Source organism: Namhaeicola litoreus, from assembly GCF_042679565.1.
Lineage (GTDB): Bacteria > Bacteroidota > Bacteroidia > Flavobacteriales > Flavobacteriaceae > Namhaeicola > Namhaeicola litoreus.
Genome location: NZ_JBHTMY010000002.1, coordinates 859,467 through 873,348, shown reverse-complemented (window position 1 = coordinate 873,348; position 13,882 = coordinate 859,467). Strand labels below are relative to the sequence as shown.

The 13,882-nt window shown below is 38.4% G+C and carries 12 protein-coding genes; 4 read left to right on the top strand and 8 right to left on the bottom strand.

Annotation, left to right across the window (positions count from 1 at the left end):
* Positions 1-9 precede the first annotated feature (9 nt).
* Together ACFQ39_RS05665 and ACFQ39_RS05660 are read left to right on the top strand one after the other, a co-directional pair.
* A complete protein-coding gene (locus tag ACFQ39_RS05665; protein ID WP_377177019.1) occupies positions 10-504 on the top strand; it encodes a TlpA family protein disulfide reductase in 495 nt (164 codons plus the stop codon).
* A 40-nt stretch (positions 505-544) separates the two neighbouring features.
* Complete coding sequence (locus ACFQ39_RS05660; RefSeq protein WP_377177018.1) at positions 545-931, top strand: protease inhibitor I42 family protein; 387 nt, start codon at positions 545-547, stop codon at positions 929-931.
* A 127-nt stretch (positions 932-1,058) separates the two neighbouring features.
* On the opposite strand, the gene ACFQ39_RS05655 is transcribed toward ACFQ39_RS05660, so the two are convergent.
* On the bottom strand, positions 1,059-1,910 hold the full coding sequence (locus tag ACFQ39_RS05655; RefSeq protein ID WP_377177017.1) for a fumarylacetoacetate hydrolase family protein: 852 nt from the start codon (positions 1,908-1,910) through the stop codon (positions 1,059-1,061).
* A 62-nt stretch (positions 1,911-1,972) separates the two neighbouring features.
* Here ACFQ39_RS05655 and ACFQ39_RS05650 point away from each other — a divergent pair, with 62 nt between their 5' ends.
* A complete protein-coding gene (locus tag ACFQ39_RS05650) occupies positions 1,973-3,904 on the top strand; it encodes a sialate O-acetylesterase (protein WP_377177016.1) in 1,932 nt (643 codons plus the stop codon).
* 499 nt (positions 3,905-4,403) lie between these two features.
* Here ACFQ39_RS05650 and ACFQ39_RS05645 read toward each other — a convergent pair whose 3' ends face one another.
* The 7 genes from ACFQ39_RS05645 to ACFQ39_RS05615 are packed head-to-tail and all read right to left on the bottom strand — an operon-like array spanning position 4,404 to position 12,014.
* Complete coding sequence (locus ACFQ39_RS05645; RefSeq protein ID WP_377177015.1) at positions 4,404-5,708, bottom strand: MFS transporter; 1,305 nt, start codon at positions 5,706-5,708, stop codon at positions 4,404-4,406.
* A 12-nt stretch (positions 5,709-5,720) separates the two neighbouring features.
* Entirely contained in the window at positions 5,721-7,115 is a 1,395-nt protein-coding gene (uxaC, locus tag ACFQ39_RS05640; RefSeq protein ID WP_377177014.1) for a glucuronate isomerase, read from the bottom strand.
* 2 nt (positions 7,116-7,117) lie between these two features.
* Positions 7,118-8,311: a DUF4861 domain-containing protein gene (locus tag ACFQ39_RS05635; protein ID WP_377177013.1), complete on the bottom strand. Its 1,194-nt coding sequence runs from the start codon at positions 8,309-8,311 to the stop codon at positions 7,118-7,120.
* Positions 8,304-9,095 (bottom strand): gluconate 5-dehydrogenase, encoded by a 792-nt coding sequence (locus ACFQ39_RS05630; RefSeq protein WP_377177012.1) that lies wholly within the window; start codon positions 9,093-9,095, stop codon positions 8,304-8,306. Before ACFQ39_RS05630 ends, ACFQ39_RS05635 begins: the two co-directional genes overlap by 8 nt.
* Positions 9,096-9,115: 20 nt before the next feature.
* Positions 9,116-9,955 (bottom strand): 5-dehydro-4-deoxy-D-glucuronate isomerase, encoded by an 840-nt coding sequence (gene kduI / locus ACFQ39_RS05625; protein WP_377177011.1) that lies wholly within the window; start codon positions 9,953-9,955, stop codon positions 9,116-9,118.
* 19 nt (positions 9,956-9,974) lie between these two features.
* Entirely contained in the window at positions 9,975-11,162 is a 1,188-nt protein-coding gene (gene uxuA, locus ACFQ39_RS05620) for a mannonate dehydratase (protein WP_377177010.1), read from the bottom strand.
* A gap of 9 nt (positions 11,163-11,171) precedes the next feature.
* Positions 11,172-12,014 carry an SDR family oxidoreductase gene (locus ACFQ39_RS05615; RefSeq protein ID WP_377177009.1) on the bottom strand — a complete coding sequence of 281 codons (843 nt, stop codon included), beginning with the start codon at positions 12,012-12,014 and terminating at the stop codon, positions 11,172-11,174.
* Positions 12,015-12,202: 188 nt separating this feature from the next.
* Between ACFQ39_RS05615 and ACFQ39_RS05610 the strand changes: the two genes are divergently transcribed.
* Positions 12,203-13,852 (top strand): hypothetical protein, encoded by a 1,650-nt coding sequence (locus ACFQ39_RS05610; protein WP_377177008.1) that lies wholly within the window; start codon positions 12,203-12,205, stop codon positions 13,850-13,852.
* Positions 13,853-13,882: the final 30 nt, after the last annotated feature.

Genomic DNA, 13,882 nt, shown 5'->3' with positions numbered 1-13,882 from the left:
GTTAAACAAATGAAAGCTTTTATCCCTTTTGCAATTTTTTCAATTTTCTGCCATGTTGGAATATTTGCTCAACAAGATCAACAGCTTCAGCGTTTAGAAAATAATCCCCCCTCGGATCGACTTATTGTTTACAGTATTTTTGATGTGGATCATCCGGAAGAAATCAAAAAAATGGATGCTCTTGCCCAAAAGTATAATCATGAAAAGATACAATTTGTTGCCATAACGGATAAAGTGAATCGTGAGGCTAAAAATTTGATAGAGAAAAACAGCGACTACTATTTTCATTTATCCAATAACGCCAATCATCAAGTGTTCAATTCATACCAAAAAGGAATAATGAAGGTTTTTCCAATTCATGTAGTGGTTGATTTAAACGGCGATATTGTTTACAAGAAAAAGGGAAGGTCGAAAGCGATAGACCAAAAATTAGAGAAAAGAATTGAAAAACTACTGAAAAGATACCCTCAAAACATAGATGATATTGCCGTTGCTTCAGAATAACATTTGTCAAAAAGGGTAATACTTTATACGAGAACAAAACATGAACAAACTAGCTATCTCAAAATTCAGATTATTTCATCCGCAAGCCATATCCATAATCATGCTTGTACTATTTTTTGCGAGTTGCAACCATGCACAAGAAAATCAAAAATCAGTAAAAGTTGGAGAAAAATTTGTCATTGAGTTGCCCTCAAACAGATCTACCGGATATAGTTGGCATTACATTCCTAAAGATAATTCACTCATCGACTCTGTAAAGGTGAGCTATGAAACTCCCCAAAATGGTGCTACGGGAAATTTGGGAATTGAAACATGGGAATTTATAGCGAATTTAAAAGGTGAAGAGTCTTTATTATTCGAGTACAAAAGAGCATGGGAAGATGTAGAGCCAGCTCAAACGCATATCATACATTTAAAAATAGATTAATTAACCAAACTTAACCTTATGGTAACTTAAAACCAAAATCAAAGAATTAAATTTGTGATAACCTTTTCTTCTGTATTTATCTTTTCCCCCGAGATAAATACGCAAACCACCTTTTTAGGTGGTTTTTTTATTCAGAAGCTCTCACATTTTGTTTTGAGATCCCCAAACCTTCAACGCTCAACTCTACCATATCTCCCGGCCTTAAGTATTGTGGAGGTCTCAATCCCATCCCAACTCCGGCTGGTGTTCCGGTAGAAATAATATCGCCCGGTAACAAGGTCATGAACTCACTGATATAACTGACAATCGTTTCTATGTTAAAGACAAAATCTGAGGTATTTCCATTCTGCTTCAATTCACCATTCACTTTTAGCCAAAGGTTTAGTTTATTTGGATCCTTAATTTCTTCTTTTGTAACCAAATAAGGTCCAATAGGTGCAAATGTATCTGAACTCTTTCCTTTTACCCACTGTCCTCCTCTTTCTAACTGATATTCTCTTTCACTGTAATCATTATGCAGAACATAACCCGCAACATGGTCAAAAACATTTTCTTTTTTTACATATGACGCCCTTTTCCCTATGACCACCGCCAACTCCACTTCCCAATCCGTTTTATTACTCCCTTTTGGAAGGACAAGGTCATCATATGGCCCAACAATTGCCGTTGTAGATTTAAAGAAAATCACAGGTTCTTTGGGTAATTCCATACCACTTTCGGCCGCATGTTTTGCATAATTCAAACCGACGCAAACAATTTTTGAAGGTTTTTTAATCGGGCAACCAAGTCTTACACTGTTATCAATAACCTTACAAGTAGATTGGTTGATCTTAAACCAATCTGTTAGTCTGCCTATTCCTCCTGTAGCAAAGAAATTCTCATCATAGTCTTCTCCAAAAGCTGAAACATCAATTCTTGTATCAGAAAATTGTATTCCTGGTTTTTCATGATGTAGCTTTCCAAATCGAATAAGTTTCATTTTTTTATATTAAAAATAGGAATTATCTTTTCATGATTCTTTTAAAAAATTCAAATTTAAAAATGATGAAATTCTCACACATCCTCACTTCTTTCTATTGCTTAGCCTTTTTTAGCCTTACTGTTTCTGCTCAACTCGGCACTTCCAGATTATTTTCTGACCATATGGTTTTACAGCGAAATGAACAGATCAAAGTATGGGGTTGGGATAGGCCAGGACAAGAAATTACTGTTCAATTCAACAATCAAACAAAAACTGCAGAAGTAGATAGTGAAGGTTCCTGGGTGGTTGATTTTCCTTCAATGGCATCAGGTGGCCCTTTAACAATGGTCATCTCTAACGGAAAAGAAGTGCTAAATTTTAGCGATATTCTCATCGGTGATGTATGGATTTGTTCCGGTCAATCAAATATGGAATGGACACTGCAAAATGTAAATAACGCTGAGGCAGAAATTGCACAAGCCAAAGATCGTTCTATAAGACATTTTAAGGTTCCGAGGTCTTATGCAAAAAAACCTGAAAAAGATCTGGCCGGAGGAACTTGGGAAATCACATCCCCAGAAACAGCCGGTGATTTTACAGCTGTTGGCTATTTTTTTGCGAAAAACATCAGAGCGCATCACGATGTCCCTATTGGTTTGATCAATAGTTCTTGGGGTGGCAGTAGAATAGAACCCTGGATGAATGCCACATCCCTCAACATTTCACATCCCGAAGCCTATTTAGAGAATATAGAGGCCGAACAAAATACAGAACTGAACAAAATGATGGGGGAATTACAAAGCAAATTCCCAAACCTCAGAAAGGAGGGGCAGAGCTCTACCTTTAATGATACTGACTGGTTGGCGGACAAATTGGGAAAAGTGAACTGGGAACCCATTCAGGTGCCCGGTCTGTGGGAAGATCAGGGTTTTAATCGTTTTGATGGAATTGCCTGGTATAAGTCTGAATTTACCCTTTCAAAGGAAGAAGCTGAAAACCCCGTACAGCTCCATTTGGGCAAGGTAGATGACTCAGATTTTGTCTATATCAATAAACAAAAAATAGGAGAGACCCTAAACGCTTACAATGCCAAAAGAATTTACGCGATCTCACCCCTACACCTAAAAGAAGGCAGAAATGAGGTGCTGGTAAAAGTAGATGATACCGGAGGAGGCGGTGGAATTTATGGGTCTGGTGAAGATCTTTATCTTCAGACTATATCGGGTAAACAAAGCCTGGTGGGAGAATGGAAAATTAATCTTTGTGTGTACAGAGAATCTTATATGGGAATCAATCAAATTCCTATGATGTTGTACAATAAAATGATCTATCCGTTACTTAATTTTCCGATACAAGGTGCCATTTGGTACCAAGGAGAATCTAACGCCGGAAATGTGGAGGATGCCACAGACTATGCCCATCTTTTTTCAACCATGATCCAACAATGGCGTTCGGATTGGAACCAAGCCAATTTTCCTTTTCTGTGGGTACAATTAGCTAATTTTATGCCTTCTCAACCTACTCCGGTTGAGAGCAATTGGGCGATGCTAAGAGACTCTCAAACCAAAGCCCTTTCCTTGCCCAATACGGCACAAGCTGTGATCATAGATCTGGGAGAGGCAGAGGACATACACCCCAGAAATAAACAGGATGTGGGTTATCGCTTATCCTTGGGAGCACGGCATTTAGTGTTTGGCGAACCTATAACTATTTCCGGGCCACAATACAAAAGCCATATCCTGAAAGGAAATCGATTGGAAATTTCTTTTGATCATATCGGTAAAGGGTTAATCATCAAAGATGGAAAAGATATAGAAGGCTTTGCTATTGCCGGTAGCGACAAGAAATTTGTTTGGGCAAAAGCAAAAGTAGTAGGTGATAAAGTACATGTATGGAATGATGGTATAAAAACACCCCGATATGTACAATATGGCTGGGCCGACAATCCTGATATAGCCAATTTATACAATGCAGAAGGTTTGCCAACAGTGCCTTTTAGAGTGGGACTTTAAACCTATTCATCCACTGGGATATACTGCTGCATGAGCATTAAAATTATATCTCTGGATTTGATATAATCATTTATATCACTTTTACTTTCAGATACTGATTCTACTCGGGTTCTGTGATAAAATAGATATGGAACAAGCCTGGACAATTCTTATATAAACCTTTGCAAAAAGCATAATAATACCTCGCAGAGCGCACCAACGATTCATAAATAATACATTTTGAATACAGGTTCAATGGTCTTTTTGTGTACTCTCAGTGCAATCTTCGTGCACTTTCAGTGCGCTCTCAGTGCACTCTCATCAACATTAGGAGCATGTGAGTTAACCTTCTTTCTGTTATCATTTAAATAGGTAATTGAAAAGATCTATGATGAACATACCAGAAAAAAAAGAAGCTGTCTTTTCAGACAACTTCTTTTAACTTCATAATAACAACAAAACTTTATAAAATTTTCTTAAAAAGAAGTTTAAATCGGCTTCCTCTTATAAAATTTAAATTCTATACTGTGTTTTGATCAACTGGGTTTAAATTTTCATCGAGTGATGTCATATTTGGCATCAATAAATGAACTAATCCCAAAATAATCAGATAACAGGAGCCCGCAATTAAGAAGGCCCAAAAATAACCGCTGTTTCCGGCAGTGTCTAACACGGAACCCAAAGCTTTATCTGCTAGTATTCCTGCTACTGCACCCACCATTCCCCCAATTCCAACAACAGACGCGGTCGCCTTTTTAGGAAAAACATCTGAGACCAAGGTGAAAATATTTGCCGACCAGGCCTGGTGACCTCCTGCAGCGATACCTATCAAAATAATTGCCACCCATTTATTCTCTGTAATTGCCACATAACTCACGGGTAAAATAATCAAGGCACATATCAATAGCGTCAGTTTTCTAGCCTTGTTGATTGACCATCCTTTTCTCATAAAAGCTCCTGATAGATAGCCGCCAAAAATACTTCCCGCATCTGCCAAAATATAGATCACAAAGAATGGAAGGGCAATATTCTTGATGTTCACATCAAAAGTAACCGCCAAAAATTTTGCGCCCCAGAACAAATAGAACCACCAAACCGCATCCGTCACTTTTGCCAATGCAAAAGCCCAGGTTTGTCTTTTATCTAAAACACTTTTCCAAGGTAATTTCTCCTCATTTTCTGCGACAGAATCACTTTGGATATATGCCAGTTCTTCCTTTGACACTTTTGGGTGTACTTCTGGTTTTTTGTACATTCTAAGCCACAAATAAACCCATATTGAACTCAGTGCTCCGGTAATTAAAAATGGAATTTGCCAATTCTTACCATCTTCGTGTACTATCCAACCCACAACAAATGGTGCTGCAATAGCCCCAATACTGGTTGCCGCATTAAAAAGACCTGTGGCAAAAGCCCTGTCTTTCTTTGGAAACCACTCGGCTGTTGTCTTGATCGCTGCAGGAAAGTTACCTGCTTCACCAAATCCTAAACCAAAGCGTGCTGCAGCAAAGCCAATCACACTAAAACCAGGGCGAACCAAGGCGTGTAACATCCCGAAAATACTCCAAATTGCAATTGATAAAGTATATCCCTTTTTGGTGCCTAATCGATCTATAAGGCCTCCCATATACAACAAGCCTATTGCATAAGCTACTTTGAAGGCAATCATGATATTCGCATAGTCTGTATTGGTCCAACCAAATAACTTTTCTAAGGTTGGAGCCATCACACCGATAATACTCCTGTCAAAATAGTTGATCGTTGTAGCGAACATCAACAAAGCCAAAATCCTATATCGATAGGTGCCTACTTTTTCTTTACTCATCCTTTTTTTATTTTAAAATTGAAAATAATCTTTGGCATTATCATATGCTATATCCGACACCATTTTCCCGATCCATGGCATATCGTTTGGCAATTCACCACTTTCGATTTCTGAACCAAAAATATTGCACAATATCCTCCTAAAATATTCATGCCTTGGGTACGACATAAAGCTTCTTGAGTCTGTCAACATTCCCACAAAACAACTAATCAAACCCATATTAGACAAGGCATTGATTTGTTTTGTCATTCCATCTTTTTGATCCAAAAACCACCATCCCGAACCCCATTGCACCTTTCCCTTTACTGAGCCATCATTGAAATTCCCTACCATGGTGGCAAAAACTTCATTAAAAGCGGGGTTTAAGTTGTATAAAATCGTTTTGGTGAGTTTGTTCTGACTGTCTAGTTTGTCTAAGAATTTTGATAATCCTTCTGCCTGCCTTTCATCTCCCATAGAATCCCAACCTGTATCGGGTCCTAATAACTTTAACATTCTGCTGTTGTTATTTCTCAGTGGCCCTAAATGGTATTGTTGTACCCATCCGTATTCATGATAGGTTTCTCCTAAAAACAAGAGTAGGGCAGTTTGAAACTTTTTGTCTTCAATTTCACTCAGTGATTCCCCTTTTCTCCTTTTCTTAAAAATTTTCTCCACCTCAGATGCTGTAAATTCTACAAATGGAATGCTACTCAATCCGTGGTCTGACACTTTACAACCATTGCTATTAAAATAATCAATCCTCTCCTTCAACACAAGGCAAAGATCTTCGAAAGACTCTATCTTTCTGTCAAATTTTTTTGAGAGCTGATCGATGTACTCATTATAATTGCCCTGGCTTATTCCGATGGATCTGTCTGGTCGAAAAGAGGGCTTTACTTTTGTTTTAAATCCGCTTTTTGCAATGGTTTTGTGACTGTTCAAATCGTCGATTGGATCATCTGTGGTACAAATCACTTCCACCTTCATTCTTTCTATCAAGCGCTTTGTAGAATATTCGGGTTGAACCAAAAGTTCATTGGCTTTTTCGTAAATAGCAGGTGCAGATTTTTCGTTTAACAAATCAGTAATGCCAAAATATCTCGCCAGTTCAAGGTGTGTCCAATGATATAGTGGATTTCTCATGGTATGGGGAACCGATTTTCCCCATGCTAAAAATTTTTCTTCATCCGAGGCATTCCCAGTGATATATTTTTCATGAATGCCCAGTGTTCTTAAACCGCGCCATTTGTAATGATCTCCGTTTAGCCATATTTGGGTTAGATTTTGAAAATTTCGGTCGTCTGCAATGTCTTCCGGAGGCAGGTGACAATGGTAATCTATGATTGGTAAATCTTTCGCATAGTCGTGATAGAGTTGCTTTGCAAACTTGTTTGTCAATAAAAAATCGTCGTGTATAAAACTCATTCTTAATTCATTTTTATTTCCAGCGGGTTATTGATCCGTTTACTGAAATCGCTCAGATATTTTTCCCAAGATTCTTTGGTGTCAAATTGCCCACTTTTTTTCCAACCAAAACCTGCGTAGTAAATCACTTTCCCATTATTGACTTTGATATGCGCAAATAAGTTACTTTCATCTTTCCTTTCTGTAAGGTAATGCTCAAAACCGGCCATTTGCTTTTTGGGAACAACAATTCCTGTTCCCAATTCAGAGTCATCAAGCGATTCCCAATGGCTCAACCAACCTTCTTCAGGATTTGGTTTTATCTGACCTGTTTTTTCATGTAAGGTGAGTCCGGCTGAAATGGTGTCTACACCATTCAAACTAATTTCAAATTTTGATAGGTTGCTCCCGTAATCCAGAGAAATCAATTTTTGTTCAGAAATCGTATTTCCCGCTGCATCCCAGTCTGCATAAGTCAGCACAAAACTTGTGCGAATAGGACCTGTAGAAATCGTTTCCCACGAAATAAAGTTTTTAGAAAAGTAATAGGTACTATCTATCTTTTTAGCAATACCTCCTACACCTCTGCTCACACCTACATGAAAATTATCCAATCCTTCTCCTGAATCTTTATGGTAAGCACCTTGTTCCTTGTCATTATTCGCGTACCATTTATTGATGATCGGATAATCTACGCGCTTCAACCAGGCGTCAATTCCGCTAGATAAAGTGCCTCCTTTGATATTTTCCTCGATCATTTTTTGGGCAACGGGACCAAAGGTTCTAAATGCTACTCTATTGTTTTCCCAAGCATAATCATCTGTTCTTTCGGGTACAAATCTGGAATAACACCATGAGACAGAATCTTTCTGCACCAAAGAAGCATCGTGGATCAATTCAAAAATCCTACTTTCATTTGCAGCTATATCAATTTGAAAAAGGATTTGATCCGCTTTTTTGTCACCGTCCAAATCAATGGTTTGGGTCATATAATAATTCCCTTCATTATCTCTTACAGCAAGTTCATCCAAATTGATTTGTTGATCCAATCCCAAGGTTGCTCCATCAATTTCGATTGTTTCAAAAGTTCGTGAAACATTTATTGGGTTTTTTACTGTAATTGTTTTAATCGGTTTCTCAATTTTTCCACAGGCAATTATTAAAATTGAAAGCGCAAAAAAAAGATACAATTTAAAGGGTTTCATAAGTTTACTCATTAGAAGGTTTTCCGATGGTTGCCAATATTCCACCATCGACATATAAGACATGTCCGTTGACAAAATCACTTGCTTTCGAACTCAGAAAAATGGCAGCTCCTGCCAGATCTTCGGGATCTCCCCATCTACCTGCAGGGGTTCTGCTAATGATAAAATCATTAAAAGGATGTCCGTTTACGCGTATAGGTTCGGTTTGGGAGGTCGCAAAATAACCAGGACCAATCCCATTGGTTTGAACATTAAATTTCGCCCACTCGGTAGCCATGTTTTTTGTCAACATTTTTAGCCCACCTTTTGCTGCGGCATAAGCACTTACAGAATCTCTCCCCAATTCACTCATCATAGAGCAAATATTGATGATCTTTCCACCTCCTCGTTTGATCATTCCCTTCACTACATTTTTCGAAACGATAAAAGGTCCGACCAAATCAACTTTTATGACCGCTTCAAAATCATCCACTTCCATGTCTACCATGGGTATTCTTTTGATAATTCCCGCATTGTTTACCAAAATATCTATCGGACCAACTTCTGCTTCTATTTTTTCAATGGCAGCTTTTACCTCCTGTTCATCGGTTACATCAAAAATATAACCATAAGCCTCTATCCCCACAGATTTGTATTCTGCAACTGCATCCTCTACTTTTTCTTTGGAAGAGCGCTCGTTCACAACAATTTTTGCACCTGCCTGACCGATTCCTTTTGCCATAGCCATTCCTAGACCATGAACTCCGCCTGTAATCAGCGCTACTTTTCCTGTTAAATCAAATAAATTAATCGACATCTTTTTTGTTTTGTATTCGTTTATCTCAATTCTGTTATCTTGGCTACATCCATATCTCCATAATCCAGATTCTCTCCTGCCATACCCCAAATAAATGAGTAATTAGAAGTTCCTGATCCACAATGGATAGACCATGGCGGAGAAATGACCGCTTGGTGATTTTGTATCCAAATATGTCTTGTTTCCTGTGGTTGCCCCATAAAATGACAAACCGCCTGTCCTTCAGGAATGTCTAAATAAAAATAGATCTCCATCCTTCTGTCATGCACATGGGCGGGCATGGTATTCCAAACGCTTCCCGTTTTTAACTCGGTCATCCCCATTTGTAACTGGCAGGTCTCTACGATACCTCCAATAATCATTTGGTTTACCGTTCTGTGGTTGGCGGTTTCTAGTGAGCCCAATTCTAGTTTATTCGCATCTTTTAAACTCACCAATTTGGTTGGAAAATTTTTATGTGCCGGTGCAGCATTTAAATAATATTTTGCAGGTTTTTTTGCGTCATCACTTTTAAAAACAACATTTTTATTGCCCTGACCCACATACAAAGCTTCTTTGTGATTGAGCTTGTACGATACGCCATCAACTTCTACCGATCCGCTAGCACCTACATTGATGATGCCCAATTCTCTTCTTTCTAAAAAGTATTTCGCTTTGAGTGGATCGATCGTTTCCAAGATCAAAGGTTTAACAGGTACTGCTGATCCTGCCATGTATCTGTCGTAATGAGAATAAGTCCAATTTACTTTCTCCGATTCCATCAGATTTTCAATCAAAAACTCCTTTCTCAACTGATCCGTATCATAGTGTTTTACCGCCTCAGGATTTGATGCATATCGCGTTTCGTATGTTGTACTCATAGTTAAATTGTTTTTTTGATTAAGTTAAACTTTTTCTGATGCCCAATTCCAAGCCTCGCAATTCTGCCAAGCCTCGCAAACGCCCAATGCCTGAATACCCCGGATTTGTTTTTTTCTTCAGATCATCAAGCATTTGATGTCCGTGATCGGGTCTCATTGGCATTCTCATATCAGATCTGCCCTGTGCTGCTCTTTTCTCTTGTTCTTTTACCAATGCCTTCATTACGCCATACATATCTACATCACCTTCTAAATGATTTGCTTCGTAAAAATTACCAGCTTCATCTCTTTGCGTACTTCTGAGGTGAATAAAATGAATTCGAGATCCCAATCTTTCCACCATTCCAGGCAGGTCATTGTCTGGTCTTACACCAAAAGATCCTGTACAAAAGGTAAGTCCGTTATTTGGGCTGTCAACGGCTTGATAAAGGTCTAAAATGTCTTGTTCGGTACTCACCACTCTTGGAAGACCTAAGATTGGATAAGGAGGGTCGTCCGGGTGAATACACATTAAAACTCCTGCTTTTTCTGCTGCTGGAATAATTTGCGATAAGAAATAGAACAGATTTTGCTTTAATTCATTTGGTCCAACCTTGTTATATGTCGCCAAAATTGCATTGAATTCATCTAAAGTATAACCTTCTTCAGCCCCGGGTAATCCGGCAATAATATTTTTGATCAACTGGTCCTTTTCTTGATCAGACATGACAGACAATCTCGCTTCAGCCGCGGCAATTTGAATAGGAGAATAATTTTCCTCAGCCCCGGGTCTTTTGAGCAATAAAACTTCAAAAACTGTAAAATCTACCACATCAAAGCGAAGGGCTTTGGAGCCATCTTCTACCTCATAGTTTAAATTGGTTCGTGTCCAATCTAACACCGGCATAAAATTATAACAAACAATATCAATCCCACATTGCCCTAAATTGAGTAAAGTCTGCTTGTAATTTTCTATATAGGTCTGAAAATTACCAGATCTCGTTTTGATGTGCTCATGAATTGGAACACTTTCTACCACAGACCAAGTTAAGCCGGCCTTTTCAATTTCTTGCTTTCGCTTTTTGATTTCATCTACAGGCCAGACAGATCCATTTGGAATATGATGCAGTGCCGAAACTACGCCTGTAGCACCGGCCTGTTTAATATCAGATAGTGAAACAGGATCTTTGGGTCCGTACCATCTCCAAGTTTTTTCTAATGTCAACATATATAAATTTTATACTCCGCTAAATGCACTAAATCCTCCATCAATAGGAACCACAATTCCCGTTATAAATGAAGCTCCCTCACCAGACAGCCACAAAGTGGTTGAAATTAAATCTTCCGGTTTTCCGAACCTGCCCATCGGAGTTTGTGCAATGATGGTATTTCCTCTTGCCGTAAGGTCTCCGTTCTCATCCGTTAACAGAGTTCTGTTTTGCTCCGTCAAAAAGAAACCCGGTGCCAAAGCATTTACTCGGATCCCTTCTTTGGCAAAATGAACGGCTAACCACTGCGTGAAATTTGACACTGCCGCTTTTGCTCCGCTATATGCAGGAATTTTAGTAAGTGGTGTAAAAGCATTCATACTCGAAATATTCAAAATACTACAGCCAGGTCTGCCGATCATATCCTTGGCGAAAACCTGTGTAGGCAATAGAGTGCCTATAAAATTGAGATTGAAGACGAATTTTATCCCTTCCACATCTAAATCAAAAAAGGTTTTAAAGCCTTCAGCTGTATTCTCTAAATCTTCTGCTTTAAAAAACGGATTGGAGGTTGTTCCCAATGGATGGTTTCCACCTGCCCCATTCACCAAAATATCGCATGGCCCTAATTTTTCATTGATCTCCTTCTTACAAGTCTCCAAGGATTTTTGCTCCAAAACATTCGCTACTACACCAATTGCCTTGCCTCCCGCCTTATTGATCTGTTCTGCAATCTGAACTGCGGCTTCTTTTTTAAGATCTACTACCGCTACCTTGTATCCTTCTGCCCCATAAGCTTTAGCCAATTCCCCACATAAAACGCCACCTGCTCCGGTTAATACGACTACTTTATCCTTGTTGTTTTTTTCCATGAATGATAATTGAAATAAATATTGCTACTCTTTAACAAATTCAAATTACCGATAAAGATAGAACAGTGACTTCAAAGAAAGCACTCAAAAATCTTCAAAAAACCGCATTTGTACAATTGCACCCCTGCTTTCGTACGCTAAACAACCTAGGTCTTCTTAAATTTAACCTCTCATTAATAGACCGGATCATGAAGTTTTCTCATTTGATGTTTTTTTCCCTTTTATTATCAAGTTCGATCGGATTTGGACAAAACAATATACCTGAGATTTTATCCTCAAAAAAAATCCAAACAAAAAATTATTTACCTGATTTTAGTTATGCTGGATATTGGAATGGTGAAAAGCAAATCGAAACAAAAACAGGTAAAATTTTTAAAGCTACAGATTTTGGTGTAGTCGCTAATGATGAACTAGACGATTCAAAAGCCCTGATCGCGGCAATTGAGGCCATGAAAAAAATTCCTGGAAATGTGGTTTTAGAACTTCCCGCCGGTAGAATTATTCTGAGTGAAGTCTTATACATCGAGCGAAGCAATTTTCTGTTGAGAGGCGCAGGATCAGATGAAAATGGTACTGAAATTTACTGTCCGAGACCAATGATGTATTTTAAAGACCCTGAAATATTACAAGAATTGAGAGAGTATTTAGTGGAGCTAGACAAAAGACAAATTGAAAAAGAGAACAATATTGATTTACCATTTTCTCAATACGCATGGTCTGGCGGGATCATCTGGACCAATTATCCCGGAGAGCGAATCAAATCTTATCTTCCCAAATACGAACGTCCGGCCAGGATTTTGGCAAGGGTGACAAGTGGTAATCGCGGTGAAAATACCTTTATTGTTGAAGATGCTTCCCAATTAAAAACGGGCGATGTTATGCAACTTGAGCTTTTTAACAAAGAAGGTAAAGAGGGAAAAATTATCCAAGAAATGTATCAACATGCTGATATAAAAATTGGTTCCCATCATTATAATTATCCCAACATGGCATTGGTTAGACAGCAAGTAGAGATTATCGGTATCGAGAAAAACAAAGTTACGATCAAAACGCCTCTCACATTGGCCATTGTACCGGAATACAAAGCGCAATTGGTAGAATGGAAACATTTAAAAGAAGTGGGGATAGAAAATTTCAAGATTACCTTTCCCGTTTCTCCCAGAATCGCACATCATGTTGAACAAGGGTACAATGGCATATTCTTAACTAGAGTATACAACGGATGGGTTAGAAATATTGCTATTCACAATGCAGACAGCGGTATTCTGACAGAAGAAATTGCCAATGTCACCATCGATGATATTACCTCCACCGGAGAGAATTTAGCCCATTATACTGTAGCCATGGCAGGTGTTCACAATGTGTTGGCAAAAAACCTGACCATTTACCAGGAAGCTGTACATCCTTTGAGTTTTAATACTTTCTCTACAAAAAACGTTTATCAAAGTTGTGAGGTATTTACGAAGCCTATTTTAGATCAACATTCCGGAGCCAATCTTCAGAATCTGTTTGACAATATCAAAGTACATATTGAAATTGATGATACAGGAACTTATCCTCTTTTTGAGGGTGGCGGCGCCGGTTATTGGAAGCCATCCCATGGTGCTTTCTCAACTTTTTGGAATATTGAAGTTCTTCTTAAAAACGAAGGGATCAATCATGAAACTATAGTGTTAAACGGCATGAAAGATGGTCCTTTTGCCCGAATTATTGGTATATATGGAAATAAGCCCTATCTTGTGCAATATGAGCCCGAGGCCTATATAAAATTTGTCAATCAATCTTTAAGCATTCCCTCGTTATATAACTACCAACTCAACCAACGCCTAAAAAATTAATGACAATCTCCATATTTTGATTGTGATTTA